Origin of the sequence: Variovorax pasteuri (genome assembly GCF_051216435.1) — a bacterium.
Classification (GTDB): Bacteria; Pseudomonadota; Gammaproteobacteria; order Burkholderiales; family Burkholderiaceae_C; genus Variovorax.
The window spans coordinates 233,352-252,071 of record NZ_JBPJZS010000009.1; the positions used below are offsets into that span (position 1 = coordinate 233,352).

18 protein-coding genes and 1 pseudogene are annotated in these 18,720 nt (G+C 68.7%); 5 read left to right on the top strand and 14 right to left on the bottom strand.

Translation table 11 applies throughout. From position 1 onward, the window contains the following. The first annotated feature begins 7 nt into the window (after positions 1 to 7). Entirely contained in the window at positions 8 to 985 is a 978-nt protein-coding gene (locus ACSFBM_RS27750; RefSeq protein WP_435487276.1) for a 2-dehydropantoate 2-reductase, read from the top strand. Positions 986 to 1,009: 24 nt separating this feature from the next. Here ACSFBM_RS27750 and ACSFBM_RS27755 read toward each other — a convergent pair whose 3' ends face one another. The 5 genes from ACSFBM_RS27755 to alr all read right to left on the bottom strand — a co-directional run bounded on the left by ACSFBM_RS27755 (position 1,010) and on the right by alr (position 5,663). Continuing rightward, a complete protein-coding gene (locus ACSFBM_RS27755; protein ID WP_435487277.1) occupies positions 1,010 to 1,858 on the bottom strand; it encodes a hypothetical protein in 849 nt (282 codons plus the stop codon). A gap of 104 nt (positions 1,859 to 1,962) precedes the next feature. Beyond that, positions 1,963 to 3,108 carry a serine hydrolase domain-containing protein gene (locus tag ACSFBM_RS27760; protein WP_435487278.1) on the bottom strand — a complete coding sequence of 382 codons (1,146 nt, stop codon included), beginning with the start codon at positions 3,106 to 3,108 and terminating at the stop codon, positions 1,963 to 1,965. 9 nt (positions 3,109 to 3,117) lie between these two features. Continuing rightward, positions 3,118 to 3,300, bottom strand: coding sequence for a hypothetical protein (locus tag ACSFBM_RS27765; RefSeq protein WP_435487279.1), 183 nt, complete (start codon positions 3,298 to 3,300; stop codon positions 3,118 to 3,120). A 501-nt stretch (positions 3,301 to 3,801) separates the two neighbouring features. Continuing rightward, on the bottom strand, positions 3,802 to 4,566 hold the full coding sequence (locus ACSFBM_RS27770) for a hypothetical protein (RefSeq protein WP_435487280.1): 765 nt from the start codon (positions 4,564 to 4,566) through the stop codon (positions 3,802 to 3,804). Next, a complete protein-coding gene (alr, locus tag ACSFBM_RS27775; RefSeq protein WP_435487281.1) occupies positions 4,563 to 5,663 on the bottom strand; it encodes an alanine racemase in 1,101 nt (366 codons plus the stop codon). The genes ACSFBM_RS27770 and alr overlap by 4 nt, the downstream gene beginning before the upstream one ends. Positions 5,664 to 5,843: 180 nt before the next feature. Here alr and lplT point away from each other — a divergent pair, with 180 nt between their 5' ends. From lplT to ACSFBM_RS27790, 3 genes are all read left to right on the top strand, one after another. Beyond that, positions 5,844 to 7,148 carry a lysophospholipid transporter LplT gene (gene lplT, locus ACSFBM_RS27780; RefSeq protein ID WP_435438760.1) on the top strand — a complete coding sequence of 435 codons (1,305 nt, stop codon included), beginning with the start codon at positions 5,844 to 5,846 and terminating at the stop codon, positions 7,146 to 7,148. Between the two features lie 62 nt (positions 7,149 to 7,210). Beyond that, on the top strand, positions 7,211 to 8,110 hold the full coding sequence (locus tag ACSFBM_RS27785) for a DMT family transporter (RefSeq protein WP_435487282.1): 900 nt from the start codon (positions 7,211 to 7,213) through the stop codon (positions 8,108 to 8,110). Positions 8,111 to 8,119: 9 nt separating this feature from the next. Then, positions 8,120 to 8,611: a glutathione peroxidase gene (locus tag ACSFBM_RS27790; protein ID WP_435487283.1), complete on the top strand. Its 492-nt coding sequence runs from the start codon at positions 8,120 to 8,122 to the stop codon at positions 8,609 to 8,611. A gap of 13 nt (positions 8,612 to 8,624) precedes the next feature. Here the strand turns inward: ACSFBM_RS27790 and ACSFBM_RS27795 are convergent, their stop codons facing one another. From ACSFBM_RS27795 to ACSFBM_RS27835, 9 genes are all read right to left on the bottom strand, one after another. Further along, positions 8,625 to 9,062 carry a carboxypeptidase regulatory-like domain-containing protein gene (locus tag ACSFBM_RS27795; protein WP_435487284.1) on the bottom strand — a complete coding sequence of 146 codons (438 nt, stop codon included), beginning with the start codon at positions 9,060 to 9,062 and terminating at the stop codon, positions 8,625 to 8,627. Positions 9,063 to 9,175: 113 nt separating this feature from the next. Further along, positions 9,176 to 10,405, bottom strand: a complete 1,230-nt coding sequence (gene glcF / locus ACSFBM_RS27800; protein ID WP_435487285.1) for a glycolate oxidase subunit GlcF — start codon at positions 10,403 to 10,405, stop codon at positions 9,176 to 9,178. A gap of 13 nt (positions 10,406 to 10,418) precedes the next feature. Continuing rightward, positions 10,419 to 11,558 (bottom strand): glycolate oxidase subunit GlcE, encoded by a 1,140-nt coding sequence (gene glcE / locus ACSFBM_RS27805; RefSeq protein ID WP_435487286.1) that lies wholly within the window; start codon positions 11,556 to 11,558, stop codon positions 10,419 to 10,421. An 8-nt stretch (positions 11,559 to 11,566) separates the two neighbouring features. After that, positions 11,567 to 13,069, bottom strand: a complete 1,503-nt coding sequence (locus ACSFBM_RS27810; RefSeq protein ID WP_435487287.1) for an FAD-linked oxidase C-terminal domain-containing protein — start codon at positions 13,067 to 13,069, stop codon at positions 11,567 to 11,569. A gap of 183 nt (positions 13,070 to 13,252) precedes the next feature. After that, positions 13,253 to 14,137, bottom strand: a complete 885-nt coding sequence (locus ACSFBM_RS27815; RefSeq protein WP_435487288.1) for a LysR substrate-binding domain-containing protein — start codon at positions 14,135 to 14,137, stop codon at positions 13,253 to 13,255. Positions 14,138 to 14,221: 84 nt separating this feature from the next. Then, on the bottom strand, positions 14,222 to 15,154 hold the full coding sequence (locus tag ACSFBM_RS27820; protein ID WP_435487289.1) for an SMP-30/gluconolactonase/LRE family protein: 933 nt from the start codon (positions 15,152 to 15,154) through the stop codon (positions 14,222 to 14,224). 187 nt (positions 15,155 to 15,341) lie between these two features. Continuing rightward, positions 15,342 to 16,763, bottom strand: a complete 1,422-nt coding sequence (locus ACSFBM_RS27825) for an ammonium transporter (RefSeq protein ID WP_435487290.1) — start codon at positions 16,761 to 16,763, stop codon at positions 15,342 to 15,344. Positions 16,764 to 16,792: 29 nt separating this feature from the next. Beyond that, positions 16,793 to 17,131 (bottom strand): P-II family nitrogen regulator, encoded by a 339-nt coding sequence (glnK, locus tag ACSFBM_RS27830; RefSeq protein ID WP_007833403.1) that lies wholly within the window; start codon positions 17,129 to 17,131, stop codon positions 16,793 to 16,795. Positions 17,132 to 17,198: 67 nt separating this feature from the next. Continuing rightward, positions 17,199 to 18,071, bottom strand: coding sequence for a TorF family putative porin (locus ACSFBM_RS27835; RefSeq protein WP_435438750.1), 873 nt, complete (start codon positions 18,069 to 18,071; stop codon positions 17,199 to 17,201). A gap of 214 nt (positions 18,072 to 18,285) precedes the next feature. Here ACSFBM_RS27835 and ACSFBM_RS27840 point away from each other — a divergent pair. Beyond that, a pseudogene (locus ACSFBM_RS27840) lies at positions 18,286 to 18,546 on the top strand (magnesium chelatase domain-containing protein); the annotation flags it as partial. Between the last annotated feature and the right edge of the window lie 174 nt (positions 18,547 to 18,720).

Below are 18,720 nucleotides of genomic sequence, written 5' to 3' on the forward strand. Positions count from 1 at the left end.
AAACCTCATGAAGATTTGCATCTACGGCGCCGGCGCCATCGGCGGCTGGATCGGCGCCGGCCTCGCGCAGGCGGGCCAACGGCTCAACGTGGTGGCGCGCGGCGCCACGCTGGAAGCGCTGCGGCGCGACGGCCTCTCCCTGGTGCGCGGCGACGTGCGCACGCGCGTGCCCGTCAACGCGGTGGCCGACCCGGCGGAACTCGGGGTGCAGGACCTGGTGGTCATCGCCGTGAAGGCGCCCGCGCTGGCCGGCGTGGCCGAGCGCATCGGCCCGCTGATCGGCGCCGACACCGTCGTGCTGGTGGCCATGAACGGCGTGCCGTGGTGGTTCCTCGAAGGCGGCTTCGGCGGCGCGATCACCGGGCACCGCCTCGCCGCAGTGGACCCCGAAGGCGCCATTGCCAAGGCCATTCCGTCGCGCAACGTGATCGGCTGCGTGGTGCACGCGAGCTGCTCGCTCGACGGGCCGGGCGTGGTGCGGCACCACTTCGGCAACGGACTGATCGTGGGCGAGCCATCGGGCGAGGCCACGCCGCGCGTGCAGAAGCTTGTTGAGCTGCTCAAGAGCACCGGCATCGACACCACGCTGTCGCCGCAGATCCAGAAGGACGTCTGGTTCAAGCTGTGGGGCAACATGACGGTGAACCCGATCAGCGCACTCACCGGCTGCACCACCGACCTGATCATGGGCGACGACTACGTGCGCGGCTTCATCTCGGCGGTGATGCTGGAGGCCAAGGAAATCGGCCGGCGCATCGGCATCGAGATCACGCAGAGCCCCGAAGACCGGCACGCCATCACGATGAAGCTCGGCGCGTTCAAGACCTCGATGCTGCAGGACGTGGAGGCGGGGCGCTCGGTGGAGCTCGATGCGCTGGTGACGGTGGTGCGCGAGCTGGGCGAGCTGACCGGCGTGGCCACGCCGTTCACCGATGCGCTGCTGGGGCTGGCCCGGCTGCGCACGCGGCAGCTCGGGCTGTACTGATCCGCCGGGCGCACCGGCAAGCGCTCACCAGCGCTTTTCAGGCGTGGCGGCCAGCGTCTCGGTACAGGCGGCGACGGCCTTCGTGCGTTCCTCGCGCAGCCGCTGCCAGTTGTCGGCCTGCCATTGCGCCCACGCCACAGGTTCCGACTGGTAGAAGCAGGTGGCCGGCGGGCGCATGAAGCCCGGGCGGCCCAGCTCGGCGCCGAACTTCAGGCGGAACAACTCGTCCGAGCCCGTCAGGTTTTCGTAGACCAGGTGCCACGGGCCCGGGAGCAGTGGCGTGTCGGCTTCCGCCTGGACCTTGCCCGCTTCCGCGATCTCCTCGGGCGTGGAGCCGTCCGTCAGGGCGGTGGCGTGCGCGGCTTCGGCGCGCTTGCGGTAGATGTCGGTGGCGACCTTGCCGAGCGCCTCGTTCAACTCGGCCATGGCCGGGTTGACGCCCAGTGGGTCGTCCTTGAGGGCGTCGAGCGTGTCGCCGCCCAGGTCGTCCTTCGAGAAGCCCTGCACGGCCGCGCCACGAACCAGCACCGCGAACGCGACGTTCAGCGCAATCTGCCCTGCCACATTGTTGACGGTGTTCTCGCGGCGGACCACGCGAAGCTTTTCGATGCCGGGCTTGTAGAGGCCGCGGTTGAAACGCAGCCGGGTCTGCGGCGCGGCAGGCGCCTCCGGGGGCGCTTCGGTCGCGGCGGCAAGTGCGGCCGGTGCGGGTGCCGCGGCGGGGTCCGCGGCCGTTGCCGCGGCACTTGCCGGCAACGGTTCCGATGCCGCGCCTCCCTCCGTCTGCGTCTGTGCCTGCGCCGAGAAGCCGGCGACGGCCAGCGCGATGCCGCATGCATGCCATGCGGCGTTTGTATGTTTTCTCGATTTCATGTGAGCAGTTATTTCCTCCGGCGCGGATTGTCTCCGCCCGGAAGCCACTGCCCGATGCCCCGCACGCCTACAAATTCACGCAGCGCGCGTTCGCCGACGGTCGTTCAGGCCAGCGCGCGCCGGATGGCCCCCACGGCCCGCAAGGTGCGCGCCGTCGCAATGGCATCGATCGGCTGGTTCTGCGACGACAGCTTGGCAATGACCAGCTCGTTGCGCGGGTCGACGAACAGGTGCTGCCCGTGGATGCCCATGGCGAACAGCATGCCGGGCGCGTCGTCGACCACGTACCAGCCGCTGCGGTAGCGCATGCGCATGCCCGCGAAGCCCGCGGCGAACTCGCCCTGGTTCCAGGCTTCGGCGTCGCCGCCATGCCACATGTCCTCGATCCAGCCGGCGGGCACCACGGCGCGGCCGTCGGCAGCGCGCCCTTGCTGCAACACCATCCAGCCCACGCGCGCCAGGTCGCGCGCGGTGGCGCACAGGCCGCCGGTGCAGCGGGCCGCGCCCTTGGCGTCGACGGTGATGTACGCCGGGTCTTCGGCGCCCATGGGCGCCCACAGGCGCTCGCTGGCCAGCGTGGCGAAGGGCTGCCCGGCCACGCGCTCCATGACGAGCCCCAGCAGGTCGGTGTTGGCCGAGGTGTACTTGAACGGACCGCCGTGCGGCGCGTGCGTGGCGGTGGTCGTCTCGAAGAAGGTGCGCAGGTCCGACGGCGCCTCGCCGGGGGGCACCGGGTCCCAGCCGGTGGCGGCGCGGTAGGCCTCGGCGGCCTGCGCGTCCATGACGACGCCGGTGCGCATGTCGAGCAGCTGCCGCACGGTGGCGCCCTGGAAGGCGGTGCGCGCCAGCGCGGGAACGATGGCCGACACGGGCGCATCGACGTCGAGCAGGCCCTCGCCGTGCAGCACGCCGGCCACGAGCCCGACCACCGACTTGGTCGCCGACATGAGGATGTGCTGCGTGTGCGCCGCCATGCCGGTGTCGTAGGACTCGTGCACCACGCGGCCCTTGTGCATCACGACGAGGCCGTCGGTGCGGGTGAGCTGCTGGAACTCCGCGAGGTCGAGCGCGGCGATGTCGGTGGGAAAAGGCGCGGCGCGCGCCGGGTCGTTGGCGATGTCGGCCACGGGGATGAGGTCACGCACATGCTGGAAGGCCCAGGTGCTGTGGGGCCGGGTGCGCCAGTTGGTGCGGTCCGCGTGGCCTGCGTGGTCCGCGGCGGCAGGGTTTGCTTCGGGGGATTGATCCATGCCCCAAGTCTAGGGAGACCGGACAGGCGGGTCCATGCGCGAGGCCACCGGATTCCTTGTCGATCGTTCGGCTTCGGCGCGCCGCAGCAGCTCCGATGCCTCCTGCGCGTTGAGCCTGTCGAGCCTGGCAGCCCAGGCCTCGAAGTGGTCCAGCTCGCCGAGTGCGGCGTCCAGCCCAGCACGTTGCGCCACTGCGCGGTGCCGCCCAGGCACCAGGCGTCATTGGCGGCCACGGCGTTTCTCGCGGCCGTCATGTCCGCGAAGCGCTCGAAGAACGGCAGCGCCATGCCGCGGATCGCAGTGACCATCTCCGGCACCAGCGTGGCGTCGGGCGTCTTGCCAGTGTGAACGTCCCACGAGACCCGGCCCGGGCCGGAGGCCGGCAAGCCCTTCATGGACGCGCGGTTCAGCGAGTACTGCGATATGTGAGGCCCGACAGCCTGCAGCCCGAGCTGCTTCGCCACGGCCCTGGCCGCCGTGAAGCTGCAGCCGAAGTGAAAGGCGATGGCGATGAAGGGCGCGCCGCGCATCGCGCCGCCCAGCGCGATGACGTTGTCGCCCGTGCCGGTGGGCGCGCGGAGTTCGAGCGCGGACTTGTAGAAGCGGTAGTCAGGCCCGAGCGCCGTGGCCAGTTCGGCACCCAACGCCTGCAGGTATTTCTTCGCGTCGCTCGACATGCGGTGCCGTGCGCGTTCAGTGCGTCTTCAGCAGCACCCGCACCGCCTCGGGCAACGAGTCGACCTGCGGCATGAAGTGGTCGAGCAGCGCGCCCAGGGCCACCGCGCAGACCACCGCGCCCAGCAGCGGCTTCCAGGTGAGCCGCACGGCCGCCATGAGCCAGCCCTCGCGCGCCACGCGCACCGCGGCGCGCGCCGACACGTACGAGAAGGCGACCTCGACGGCCACGGCCAGCAGCGCGTCCCAGCTGAAGTACAGCAGCACCAGCGAGCCCGCGCCGAGCACCACGGCCGTGCAGATCAGGAAGATGGCGACCACCGGCACCACGATGACGGCACCCTCGTCGGACGCGCCGGCCACGTCGAGCGCGCCGCTGGCCACGTCGGACAGGCCGCTGCCGCCGCCACCACTGCCGCCGCCGCCTTCACCGACGCTCGCGTGGCTGTGCGAGCCCCCGCCTGCGCTGCGCCCGCCGCCGAAATCCAGGTCGGGCACGTCGATGTCCGGATTGAACTCGCGCCCCTCGACCAGCCGCTTCGCCCACCAGCGCAGCACCAGCAGGTAGCCCAGGTACCCCACGCCCAGCGTGAGGAAGTAGCGCACCGCCAGCGAATCGACGTGCAGCAGGTGCATCTGCAGCGCCGACACGCACCACATCAGCAGCAGCGTGAAGCTGCCGATCAGGATGCCGTGCGTGCGCAGGCTGTGGTTGCGGTGCAGGTCGCGTTCGACCTGCGTTTCCCAAAGGCGCACGGAGCGCCAGTTGGAAAGGACCTTCATGCGCTTTCGGTGGGCGCGAACGGCACGCGCTGCGCCACGGCGCACATGAGCTCGTAGCCGACGGTGCCCGCGGCGCGCGCCACCTCGTCGATCGGCAGCACCGTGCCGGTCTTCGCGGATTGGCCCCACAGGGTGACCTCGCTGCCGAACTTCGCGCCAGGCACGTTGGTGAGGTCGACGGTGATCATGTCCATGCTCACGCGCCCGACCATGCGGGTGCGCACGCCGTTCACCAGCACCGGCGTGCCGGTGCCGCAGTGGCGCGGGTAGCCGTCGGCATAGCCGACCGCGGCAACGCCGATGGTGAGCGGGCCCTCGGCCGTGAAGTTGGAGCCGTAGCCGATGGTGTCGCCGGCCTTCAGCGTCTGCACCGAGATCAGCTGGGTCGCGAGCGTCATGGTCGGCTGCAGCTGCCAGTGCGCCGCGTCGTGCTCGGGGAAGTCGGGCGCGCTGCCGTACAGCACGATGCCGGGGCGCACCCAGTCGCCGCGCGTCAGCTCGGGGTGACGCAGGGTGGCGGCGCTGTTGGCGATGGAACGTTCGCCCGGCAGGTCGCGCGTGACGCGCTCGAAGGCCTCGAGCTGGTGGGCGATGCCGCGGGCGCCGTCGGCGTCGCTGAAATGGGTCATCAGCGAAATCTCGTCGACCTGGGTGAGCGCATTCAGGCGGGTCCAGGCGGAGCCGAAGCGCTCGGGCGTGAAGCCCAGGCGGTTCATGCCGGAGTTCATCTTCAGGAACACACGCTGCGGCTTCAAGGTCTTGTGGGCGGCGAGCATGTCGATCTGCTCGTCGCAGTGCACGGTATGCCACAGGTCCAGGCGCGAGCACAGCTCCAGGTCGCGCGCGTCGAACACGCCTTCCAGCAGCAGCACCGGGCCGCGCCAGCCGAGGGCGCGCACGCGTTCGGCCTCGGCCAGGTCGAGCAGCGCGAAGCCGTCGGCACCGCGCAGGCCCTCATAGACCCGCTCGATGCCATGGCCATAGGCGTTGGCTTTGACCACCGCCCAGACCCGGGCGTCGAGGGCCGAGCGGCGTGCCCGCTCGAGGTTGTGACGCAGCGCGTCGGTGTGGACGGTGGCAAGAATGGGACGCGGCATAGGGACTCTGCGGGGGCTGGAGGAAAATGCAGACCACGTTTTAGCACCTTCGGGAATGGGGTCGAACACCGTGGGGATGCCTAATTTGGCGCCGCACCCCCATGCTATAACCGCCCATTCGCCCACAACGCGACACTTTTTCACTACCGCCAGCAGACCCTCTGGCCAGCCAGCCCATCGATGAAGCGCGGTTTCTTTACGATCATGTCGGCCCAGTTCTTTTCGTCACTGGCCGACCAAGCGCTTTTCGTTGTTGCCGTCGACCTCATGCGAAGTTCGGGCGCACCCGAATGGCAGCGCGCGGCACTGGTGCCGATCTTCGCCGTCTTCTATGTGGTGCTGGCCCCTCTGGTAGGCGCCTTCGCGGACGCCTTGCCCAAGGGCAAGGTGATGTTCATCAGCAATGCGATCAAGGTGGTCGGCTGCCTGATGATGCTGTTCGGCTCGCACCCGCTGCTGTCGTATTCCATCGTGGGGCTGGGCGCGGCGGCGTATTCACCGGCCAAGTACGGCATCCTGACCGAGCTGCTGCCGTCCTCCCAACTGGTCAAGGCCAACGGCTGGATCGAAGGCCTGACGATCGCGTCCATCCTGCTGGGCATCGTGCTCGGCGGCACGCTGGTGGGGCATGCGGTGTCCAGCAAGCTGCTGGCCTTCGACTTCCCGTTGATCGACACCGGCATCGACTCGCCGGCCGAAGCCGCCATTGCGGTGCTGATCTTCGTCTACGCGCTGGCGGCCTGGTTCAACACCCGCATTCCCCACACCGGCGTGGAAATGCGCCCGCTGCGCTCCAACCCCGAGCAAGGCCTGGCGCGCAACATCGTGGCGCTGCTGCCCGACTTCTGGCATTGCAACTCCCGCCTGTGGCGCGACCGGCTCGGCCAGATCTCGCTGGCCACCACCACGCTGTTCTGGGGGGCGGGCGGCAACCTCAAGTACATCGTGCTGGCCTGGGCGTCGCTGGCGCTGGGCTACAACACCACCCAGGCCTCGGCGCTGACCGGCGTGGTGACCATCGGCACGGCGGTGGGCGCCATCGTCGCTTCGATGCGCATGCGCCTGGACATGGCCACCCGCGTGATCCCGATGGGCATCGCCATGGGGCTGATGGTGATCGCCATGAACTTCATCGGCAACGTGTGGCTGGCGGTGCCGTTCCTGATCATCCTGGGCGGGCTCGGCGGCTTCCTGGTGGTGCCCATGAATGCACTGCTGCAGCACCGCGGCCACAACCTGATGGGCGCGGGCCGCTCCATTGCCGTGCAGAACTTCAACGAGCAGGCCTGCATTCTTCTGCTGGGCGGCTTCTACAGCGTGTGCACCGGCCTGGGCCTGTCGGCCTACGGCGCCATCAGCGCCTTCGGCCTGGTGGTGGCGGGTTGCATGTGGCTCATCAAGCGCTGGCATGAGAACAACCTGAAGAAGTACCCCGAAGAGGTCGAGCACCTCCTGGCCATCGCGCGCAGCGACAAGCACCACTGACATTGCGCGACCGCGTTGGTGAGCTGGCCGGCGCGCCCTGCGCCCCTTTTACCAACGCCCCCATGCCCGCGCTCGCCCTCGTCTTCAACGCCTTCGTCTGGGGCGTGTCCTGGTTCCCGTTCCGCCAGATGGCCGGCCACGGCCTGCATCCGCTGTGGACCACCTGCCTGATCTACCTCGCCATTGCCGTGGCGATGGGCCTCGTGCGCCGGCAGGCCTGGAAGGGCTTCGCGGCATTCCCGATGCTGGCCGTGCTGGGCATGGCGGCGGGCTTCACCAACGTGGGCTTCAACTGGGCCGTGACCCAGGGCGACGTGGTGCGCGTGGTGCTGTTGTTCTACCTGATGCCGCTGTGGAGCGTGCTGCTGGCCTGGCTTGTGCTGGGCGAGCGGCCGACCGGCGGCGCGCTGGCGCGGGTGGCATTGGCCCTGGCCGGGGTGGTCGTGGTGCTGAAGGCGCCGGGCACCGACTGGCCGGTGCCGTCGAGCCTGCCCGACTGGCTGGGCGTGGCGGCGGGCTTCGGCTTCGCGGTGACCAACATCACGCTGCGCCATCTGCGTCAGGCCCCGGGCGAATCGCGCGCGCTGGCGATGTTTTGCGGTTGCACCGTCATGGCCGGCGTTGCGGCGCTGGCGGGCACCGCGCTCGGCGCCATCGATTCGCCGATGCGCGCGTCCCCGGGCTGGCTGGGCTGGGCCGCGCTGCTGGGCACGGGCTTCGTGATCGCCAACGTGTGCCTGCAATACGGCGCGTCGCGGCTGGCCGCGAGCGCGGCCTCGGTGATCATGCTGTCGGAGGTGCTGTTCGCCAGCGTCTCGTCGGTGGCGCTGGGCGCGGCCACCATGGACGCGCGCATTCTCGTGGGCGGTGCGCTGATCGTGGCGGGCGCGGTGTGGTCGGCGTTTGCGCGAACGCCCGTGCGGGGCGATGATCGCGCCTCCAGCGCCACTGCCGCTCACTGAGGACATTCCATGACCAGCGTCTACGACTTCGAAGCCAACCAGATCGACGGCAAGCCGGTGCAGCTTTCCGCCTTCAAGGGCAAGGTACTGCTGATCGTGAACACCGCCAGCAAGTGCGGCTTCACGCCGCAGTTCGCGGGGCTGGAAGCGCTGCATGAGAAGTACGCCGACCAGGGGCTCACGGTGCTGGGCTTTCCGTCGAACCAGTTCGGCTCCCAGGACCCGGGCACCAATGAGGAGATCGGCGCCTTCTGCACCAAGAACTACGGCGTGAGCTTTCCGATGATGGAGAAGATCGACGTCAATGGCGGCAACGCGGCGCCGCTGTACCAGTGGCTCACCAAGGAAAAGCCGGGCCTGCTGGGCCTCACGGCCATCAAGTGGAACTTCACCAAGTTCCTGATCGGGCGCGACGGCAAGGTGCTCAAGCGCTATGCGCCGCTGGACACGCCCGCTTCGCTCACGCGGGATGTGGAAGCGGCACTGGCCGCCGCAGGCTGAAGCGCCCGCCCGCTCAGAACCTGAAGTCGGCCGTCTTCGAACCGCCGCCCACCGTCACGGTCTGGCTCTTGGCGCTGCCGCCGGGCACCGCCGCATCGATCACATAGCGCCCGTTCGGCAGGTCGACCAGGCAGACCGGCCCGTTCGCGCGGAACGCCAGCGCGGCGGCGTTGTTGGCGTCGCCGCCCTTGATGGTCACGTCCACGTTGGCCATGTAGGCGCCGTCGGCGCGCGCGAACAGCAGCGCCAGCGGATGCTCCTTCATGGCGGAGCGCATGGCCGTCGATTCGTCGGAGCCGATGCCGCCGCAAACGTAGCGCGCAGCGCCCGCGCCCTGCCAGGGCGGCATGGCGCCTTGCGCCTGCGCGGCCACCGCACCGGCTGCGCACACGCAGACCAGCAGCGAGCGCCGCAGCGCGGGAGAAACGAGGGATGCGAGAACGGGGGACATGGCATGGGCTCCTTGCAGATTCGGTGCAGCCATGATGCGCCGCGCCGCCCGCTCGCGCGAGTCGGACCAACCCCCTCCCCGCTGTGCGACCAGGCCCCGGAGCACGCGCCCGGTCAGGCCTTCAGCGCCGCGTCCAGCAGCTCGACCCAGTGCCGCACCGGCGTGTCTGCGCTGCCGCTTTGCAGGTGCGTGATGCAGCCGATGTTGGCCGACGCGATGGTGGTGGGCTGCAGCTGCTTCAGGTGGCCCAGCTTGCGGTCGCGCAGCGGATAGGCCAGCTCCGGCTGCAGCACCGAGTAGGTGCCGGCCGAGCCGCAGCACAGGTGCGATTCGTTCATGGCCACGCGCACGTCGAAACCCAGGGCGCGCAGGTGCGTCTCGACGCCGCCGCGCAGCTTCTGGCCGTGCTGCAAGGTGCACGGCGGGTGGTAGGCCACCACGCCCGCCGGCGCCTGCACACGGGCCTTCAGCGCGGGCACCAGGTCGGGCAGCAGTTCGCTCAGGTCGCGCGTGAGTTCGCTGATGCGCGCCGCCTTCAGCGCGTAGGCGGCGTCGTGCTGCAGCAGGTGGCCGTACTCGCGCACGGTGACGCCGCAGCCCGAGGCGTTCATGACGATGGCCTCGACGTCGTTGCGTTCCACCAGCGGCCACCATGCATCGATGTTCGCGCGCATATGCGCCTTGCCGCCCTCCTGGTCGTTCAAGTGGAACTTCACGGCGCCGCAGCAGCCCGCCTCCTTCGCGATCACGGCCTGGATGCCGGCCGCGTCGAGCACGCGCGCGGTGGCGCTGTTGATGTTGGGCATCATCGACGGCTGCACGCAGCCCGCGAGCATCAGCACCTTGCGCGCATGCGTGGCGGTGGGCCAGGCGCCGGCCTCCTGCTTCGCGGGCACCTTGGCCTTGAGCGCCTCGGGCAGCAGGCCACGCACGGCCTGGCCGAGCTTCATGGCGGGGCCGAACAGCGGCGAAGGCAGGCCCTCCTTCAGCAGCCAGCGCTGCGCCTGTTCCATGGCGGGGCGCGGCACCTTCTCGTCGACGATCTTGCGGCCGATGTCGACCAGGTTGCCGTACTGCACACCACTCGGGCAGGTGCTTTCACAGTTGCGGCAGGTCAGGCATCGGTCCAGGTGCAGCTGCGTGCTGCGCGTGGGTGTTTTGCCTTCGAGCACCTGCTTGATGAGGTAGATGCGCCCACGCGGACCGTCGAGCTCGTCGCCGAGCAGCTGGTACGTGGGGCAGGTGGCGGTGCAGAAGCCGCAGTGCACGCACTTGCGCAGGATGGCCTCGGCCTCGCGGCCTGCGTCGGTGCCTTGGAATTCGGGAGCGAGCTCGGTTTGCATGGCGGTTCTTGTTTTACGTGGAGGCGAGCAGGCGGCCGCGGTTGAACAGGCCGTGGGGGTCGAACTCGCGCATCAGCGCGCGGTGGATGCGTTCGATGGGCGCGCTCATGGCGTCGAAGCGCGGCACGTGGGCGCCGGTGTGCTCACCCGTGTGCTCGCCCGGCAGGCGGAACAGCGTGGCATGGCCGCCCGCCGCGCGCGCGATCTCGCGGATGCGCGGGGCCTGGGCCGCGCCCGGCGGCGCCTTGTACCAGCGCTGGCCGCCGTGCCATTCGACCAGCGGGGCGGCGCCGTCGAGCGCGAGCACCGGCGCGGTCTGCGGCACTGACAGGCGCCAGAGCGCATTCGCCCCCCCATCCATCGCGAACCACGGCAGCTGCTGGTTGCGCAGCGATTGCCAACAGGCGGCGGCATGCGCGTCGTCCTTGCGCTCGCCGCCCAGGTGCGCGCAGGCGGCTTCCACCGCCGCGACCGCACCGCGCAGGCGCAGGTACAGCGCGCCCGCGCCTTCCTGTTCGACCCAGCAGCTGGCATTCAGCGGCAGCGGCCGGCCACCCCACTCGTTGAGCAGGCGCAGCGCATCGGCCTGGCTGCAGGCGAAGGCCAGCGTGGCCTCGGCGGGCGGCACCGGCAGCACCTTGAGGCTCACCTCGGCGATCGCGCCCAGCGTGCCGAGCGAGCCGGCCAGCACACGCGACACGTCGTAGCCCGCGACGTTCTTCATCACCTGGCCGCCGAAGCTCAGCACCTCGGCGCGGCCGTTGACCAGCGTGGCGCCGAGCACATAGTCGCGCACCGCGCCCACGCTGGCGCGCGCAGGGCCGCTGAGGCCGGCGGCGACCATGCCGCCCACCGTGCCATCACTGCCGAAGCACGGCGGCTCGAACGGCAGGCACTGGCCCTTCTCTGCGAGGGCCGCCTCGAGTTCGGCCAGCGGCGTGCCGGCGCGCACGGTGACGACCAGTTCGCTAGGCTCGTAGCTCGTGATGCCGGCGAGCGCGCGCATGTCGAGCTCCTCGCCTTCCTTGCCTTCCTTGCCTTGCGGCGGCTCGCCGTAGAAGTCCTTGGTGCCGCCGCCGCGAATGCGCAGCGGCGTGGCGTCGGCTGCGGCGGCGCGCACGCGCTCGACGACCTGTTGAAGTGCGGTGTCCATGCTGCTCATCAGAACCTCGGCAGGTCGGGGTGTTTCAGCTTGCCGCCGCGCACCACCTGCTTGCCGTACTCGGCGCAGCGCTGCAGCGTGGGAATCACCTTGCCAGGGTTCAGCATGCCCTCGGGGTCGAAGGCGCGCTTCACGCCGAACATCTGCTCGTTCTCGCTGGCGGTGAACTGCACGCACATGCTGTTGAGCTTTTCCACGCCCACGCCGTGCTCGCCCGACACGGTGCCGCCCATGGCGACGCTGGTCTCCAGGATGTCGGCGCCGAACAGCTCGCAGCGGTGCAGCTCGTCGGGGTCGTTGGCGTCGAACAGCACCAGCGGATGCAGGTTGCCATCGCCCGCGTGGAACACGTTGCAGCAGCGCAGGTTGTACTTCTTCTCCATCTCCTGGATGGCCAGAAGAATGTCGGCCAGCCGCTTGCGCGGAATGGTCGAGTCCAGGCACATGTAGTCGGGGCTGATGCGGCCCGAGGCGGGGAATGCGTTCTTGCGCCCGCTCCAGAATTTCATGCGCTCGTCTTCGCTGTTGCTCACCGCGATGGCGGTGGCGCCGCAGCCGCGCAGCACGGCGGTCATGCGGCCGATTTCTTCTTCCACCTCTTCGGGCGTGCCGTCGGACTCGCACAGCAGGATGGCCGCCGCGTCCAGGTCGTAGCCCGCGCGCACGAAGTCCTCGACCGCCGCGGTCATGGGCTTGTCCATCATCTCCAGCCCGGCCGGAATGATGCCGGCCGCGATCACCGCGGCCACAGCGTCGCCGGCTTTGCGCACGTCGTCGAAGCTGGCCATGATGCAGCGCGCCAGCTGCGGCTTGGGCACCAGCTTGACGGTGACCTCGGTGGTCACGGCCAGCATGCCTTCGCTGCCGATGACCAGCGCGAGCAGGTCGAGCCCCGGCGCGTCGAGCGCGTCGCCGCCGAACTCGATGGCCTCGCCCTCGGCCGTGAAGCCGCGCACGCGCAGCACGTTGTGCAGGGTCAGGCCGTACTTCAGGCAGTGCACGCCGCCGGAGTTCTCGGCCACGTTGCCGCCGATGGTGCAGGCGATCTGGCTCGAGGGGTCGGGAGCGTAGTAGAGGTTGAAGGGCGCGGCCGCCTCGCTGATGGCAAGGTTGCGCACGCCGCACTGCACGACGGCCGTGCGGCTCACCGGGTCGATCTTCAGGATGCGGTTGAACTTGGCGAGCGACATCGTCACGCCCAGGGTGTGCGGCATGGCGCCGCCCGACAGCCCCGTGCCTGCGCCGCGCGCGACCACGGGCACGCCGAGGCGGTGGCAGGTCTGGAGCACGGCGGCCACCTGCGCCTCGGTCTCGGGCAGGGCCACCACCAGCGGACGGGCGCGGTAGGCGGTGAGGCCGTCGCACTCGTAGGGCGTGGTGTCCTCGGCGTGCCAGATGAGCGCATGGGCAGGCAAATGTGCCTGCAGCGCACGCACGACCTGCGACTGGCGCTCTGTTTTCTGTAGCGAATCCTGCTGCGTGGGGGTGAGCGGCGCATTCATGCGGCGGCCTCTTTTCTTCTGTTCGCGCCTGCGCGCGGAATGTCTCGGGGTGGACCGCACTCTACGCACATCGCCCCGGGTGCGGGTTGAAGGATTTTTGCGGCCGGCTTGAGAGAACTTTGCCGGCACGACGCACGGCGCTGCACAGCCCGGTCCGGTCCGGTCCTTCGCTTCGATTGCCGTTCAGCGCAGGCTCTGCGCCAGCCAGTCGGCAAAGGCCGCGCACTCCCAGCGCTCCAGCGTGCCGGGTTGCCAGCAGATGTAGTGCCGGTGCGGCGAGGGCACGGCCTGGTCGGACAGCGCCACCAGGCGCCCCGACTCGAACCACGCGGCGCCCATCTTCTGCCGCACCAGCGCCACGCCGAAGCCGCTGGCCGCGGCGTCGTACACGAGCCCCAGGTCGTTGAACTGCGAGCCGATGTTGGGCTCGGGCTGGTCGAGCCCGCAGCTGGCGAACCAGGTGCCCCAGGGTTCGAGCGGGCTGCGGATGAGTCGCGCGCTGGCGATCTCGGCGGCGCTGCGAAAGCCGGTGAACGGCCCGAACTCGTTCAGGTAGCTCGGACTGCAGGCCGGCACCACCTGTTCTTCGAGCACGAGGCGGTGTTCGCAGTCGGCATAGCCGCCGGGGCCGTAGCGCACTTCGAGGTCCGCCTGCTCGGCGGTGACGTCGAGCAGCGGAATCGACACCTGCAGCACCAGCTCGATGTCGGGGTAGATGTTGCGGAACAGCTCCAGCCGGGGCATGAGGAATTGCCGGCTGAAGGTGGGCGTGACGGCGATGCGCAGCCGCGTGGCGCGCTGCGCGGCATTGCTGCCGAGCGGCGTGGCCTGCAATGCCGCAAGCCCGGTGCGAACGTTCGCGAGGTAAGCGGCACCGTCGGCCGTGAGGCTGAAGTCGCTGCGCCCGAAGAGCTTGAAGCCGACGTGCGACTCGAGCTGGCGGATGCGATGGCTCACCGCGCTGGGCGTGACGCACAACTCGTCGGCCGCGCGGCCCGCATGCCGCAGCCTTGCGACGGCCTCGAAGGTCAGCAGGCATTGGATCGGGGGAATGTGCTGCAGGGCCATCGTCTCAGTGGGGGTGTTCGGTGGGCGCACGTCCGGGGCGCCGCTCGATCGACCTCGGCCCTGAACAACGCTCTTCGCGCACCCTCAGTCCTCGAAAAAGCTCACCGGCAGCCCGGACGTCTCCACGCGCATCGAAATCACGCAGCCCGAGGCCGGCCGCTGTTCGATCTCCGCCGCAGGCCGCCCCTTGCGCGCGCTGGTGACGAACAGCGTCTTCAGATCGTCGCCGCCGAAACACGGCATGGTCGGGCATTGGACGGGCACAGGAACCGAGGCCACGATGTCGCCCGAAGGTGCGAAGCGCAGCAGCTGCGCGCCTTCGAACATCGCCACCCAGTAGTGGTCTTGCGCGTCGATGGTGGCGCCGTCCGGCCGGCCTTGGTAACCCAGCGGCGCGTCCGCAGTCCAGCCTTCGCGCTTGGCTTCGAACTGGTGGAACACGCGGGCACGCGAAAGCGCGTTGGCCTCGGCGTCCCAGTCCCACGCGCACACCACGTGCGCGGCGGTGTCCGCCCAGTACAGGGTGCGGGCGTCGGGGGAGAACGCGAGGCCGTTGGCCGTGGTGGACTCGTTGGCCATCTGCGTGATGGTGGGCGAGATGCCCGTGCCGGGGCGTGCGTCGAGGCAGTAGAGCGCGGCGTTGGGCCGGTCCTTGGCTTCGTTGAGCGAACCGCCCCAGAAGCGGCCCCAGGGGTCGCACTTGCCGTCGTTGAAGCGCATGGTGCGCACGTCGTGCTCCACACGCGCCAGGGCGACCAGCTCGCCGCCCCATTCGCGCGCCCGGTAGAAGCCGTCGCGCAATGCGATCACCAGGCCGCCGCTGCGCGCCGGCGCCATGCAGCCGGGCTCCGTGGGCAACGGCCATCGCTCCACGGTGGCATTCGGCGAACCGATGTCGCCGCGGGTGCGCAGCACCGCGCGGCCGGGAATGTCGAGCCAGTAGAGCGCGCGTTCTTCGGGGTGCCAGAACGGCGACTCGCCGAGCTCGCAGAGGCTGTCTTCGATGGAGGTCCACATGGTTCGGCCATTGTGCCCCCGGCCATGAAAGCGACAGGCAAAAAAAAGCCCGCTGACGCCGGAGCGCTCGCGGGCTGAACATCCAAAGGAGACCTCGCTTGAAAAACTCGTGACGAAGAATTGTTCTTGTGAATGCGTTTGGATCGCCAGCGGCGGGGCTGCCCGAAGGCAGCCTCGCCACAGGGGATCAGCGGTTGTAGGCGGTTTCGCCGTGGGAAGAAATGTCGAGGCCTTCGCGCTCTTCTTCTTCCGACACACGCAGGCCGATGGTCAGGTCGGCGATCTTGAAGGCGATGAAGGCCACCACGCCGGACCACACGATCGTGAGCGCCACGCTCTTGATCTGGATCCAGACCTGTGCACCCATCGCGAAGGTGTCGGGCGTTGCGCCGCCGGTGCCGCCCAGGCCCTTGGCTGCGAACACGCCGGTCAGGATGGCACCCAGGATGCCGCCCACACCGTGCACGCCGAACACGTCGAACGCGTCGTCCGCGCCCAGCATGCGCTTCAGGCCGCCCACACCCCACAGGCAGACCAGGCCGGCCAGCAGGCCCAGCACGATCGAACCCATCGGGCCGACGAAACCGGCGGCAGGCGTGACGGCCACCAGGCCGGCAACGGCACCGGACGCAGCGCCCAGCATCGAGGCCTTGCCCTTGTGCAGGCTTTCACCCAGGATCCACGACAGCGCCGCGGCAGCGGTGGCGAGCACCGTGTTGATGAAGGCCAGGCCGGCCAGCGCGTTGGCAGCACCTGCCGAACCCGCGTTGAAGCCGAACCAGCCGACCCACAGCAGCGAAGCGCCGACCATGGTGAGCGTGAGCGAGTGCGGCGTGAACGCTTCCTTGCCGTAGCCCACGCGCTTGCCGACCATGTAGGCACCGACCAGGCCGGCCACACCGGCGTTGATGTGCACCACGGTGCCGCCTGCGAAGTCGAGTGCGCCGTCCTTGCCCAGCAGGCCGCCGCCCCACACGATGTGGGCGATCGGCACGTAGCTGAAGGTGAACCACAGCACGGAGAACAGCAGCACGGCCGAGAACTTGGCACGTTCGGCGAACGCGCCGACGATCAGCGCCACGGTGATGGCCGCGAAGGTGCCCTGGAAGGCGACGAACACGTATTCAGGAATGGTGGTCAGCGCGCCGAAGGTTTCCTGCGTGATGCCCTTCATGAAGATCTTGTCGAATCCCCCGAAGAAGTTGCCGTCGCCCGAGAACGCGATGCTGTAGCCGTAGATGGCCCACAGGATGCTGATCAGCGAGAAGATCACGAAGACCTGCATCAGCACCGACAGCATGTTCTTCGAGCGGCCCAGGCCGCCGTAGAACAGCGCCAGGCCGGGAATGGTCATCAGGATGACCAGCAGCGTGGAGGTCAGCATCCAGGCGGTGTCGCCTGAGTCGATCTTGGGTGCCGGTGCGGCGGCGGGCGCCGCGGCTGGTGCCGCGTCGGCTGCAGCAGGCGCGGCCGGCGCTGCGGGTGCAGCGGCAGCGGGTGCCGAAGCGGCAGGCGCTTCGGCCGGGGCCGCGGGCGTTTGTGCAAGTGCGGCGGTGCCGGCAGCCAGCACACTCAAACCGAACGCAAGAGAGACAAGCAGTTTTTTCATAATCGTTGTTCTTTCGGGCCTGGACTCGTTCAGAGGGCTTCGCGACCTGTTTCGCCGGTGCGGATGCGCACGACCTGTTCGAGGTTGTAGACAAAGATCTTGCCGTCGCCGATCTTGCCGGTGCGGGCAGCACCCTCGACGGCTTCGATCACGCGATCGACGAGGTCGTCGGAGACGGCCGCTTCGATCTTGACCTTGGGCAGGAAGTCGACCACGTACTCGGCGCCGCGGTAGAGCTCGGTGTGGCCTTTCTGGCGACCGAACCCCTTGACCTCGGTGACGGTGATCCCCTGCACGCCGATGGCCGACAGTGCTTCGCGCACCTCGTCGAGCTTGAACGGTTTGATGATGGCTGTGACCAGCTTCATGAGTTTTCTCCTGCGGATGGAAATGAAACGGTGCGGCAGCTTGGGCCGCACCTCGTTGTTCTGCGGCTTAGAGCGTCTTCGTCAGCGTGAGGATGAAGCGCGCCTTGTTCGGCGAGTACGTCGTCTGGCCGAAGGTGCCGAAGCCGTAGTCCACGCCCGGGTTGCTCACGGCGAGGTACGAGCTCTTCTTGTTCGCGCCTTGCACCGAGCCGGTCAGCGACAGGCCGTTGCCGAAGTCGTACGACGCGCCGACGTTGTAGTCGACATAGCTCTTGTAGCCCAGGCTGCGGATGTCGCTGGACATGTTCGTGTAGCCGACCGCTGCCTTCAGCGTGACCTTGGGCACGATTTCCTTGCTGTACGCCAGGTTCAGGTAGCCGGTGTTGGTGCCCTTCAGGCCCGAGCCCGCCTTGTTGCCGGCGTAGCCGAAGTAGTCCTTCGACACGGTGTGCGAGTACTTGGCGGTGAACGAACCGAGGGTTTCGCTGGCGTAGGTGCCGGCAACGTACAGCTCGGTGGTGTTGCCCGACGAGTTGCCCGGGTAGATGTAGGTGAGCGCACCGACGTCCATGTCCAGCGGGCCGGCCTTGAACTTGTAGCCGCCGTACAGGTCCATTTCGATGCTGTTGCCCTTGAGCCAGTTGACGCTGGAGTTCCAGCTGCCCACGTAGAAGCCGCTGTCGCCGAAGGCGTAGTCCAGGCCGCCCTGGACGGCGGGCTTGAAGCCCTTGGTCTTGGCGTAGTCGTTCTTGCCGATCATGTCCTGATCCTGGCCACGGAACTTGTAGTTGGTGGTCAGCGAGATGTTCCCCGTGAGGTTCGGGGCGGGAGCGGCAGCCGGCGCGGCGGCGTCCGTTGTTGCCTGCGCCAGGGCAGCGCCCGAAGCGGTCAATGCCGTGGCAAGAACGATCAGCGCCTGGGCGGCGGTACGGTACGTCATCGGGAAACTCCTCGCAAAGTGTGTTGTGGGACCTGTGAGGCTCAAAGCAGGGAGCGTGCCAAACTGCTCAAAAGCCGGTCCGCAGAACGCTCCCCGAAGGCTTGAGCGAGCGCGAAATCGTTACAACAGGTGCTTCGGGTGGCCGCCGTCGCACAACCGCCTGCACCACTGGCGTGCCCCCGATGGACGCACCATCTTGGGGAGAATGAACGCAATGAGTCTGTCTTTGGTGCAAAGCCGTGCTTTGCTGGGCCTGGAAGCGGCCAGTGTCACGGTTGAGGTGCATCTGGCGAACGGCCTGCCCAGCTTCACGCTGGTGGGGCTGGTGGAAACCGAGGTCAAGGAGGCGCGCGAGCGGGTGCGCTCGGCCATCCAGAACGCCGGGCTGGAATTTCCCAACAACAAGCGCATTACCGTGAACCTGGCGCCGGCCGACCTGCCCAAGGACTCCGGCCGCTTCGTTTTAGCTCTATCCGGCTGTTAGATAATTTCTGCAATCCTGACAGTCTCATAGAGACGAGTAGCGGGAGGGGTCCGGGGAGGGGACGTGTGATGCGGAAGTCTGTGGATAACCTTGAGATCGTTCGGTGGAGGCAAACCGCGGCCATCGAGGTGTTGCGCGTTCTTGCAGACTACGCAAGGCAGGACG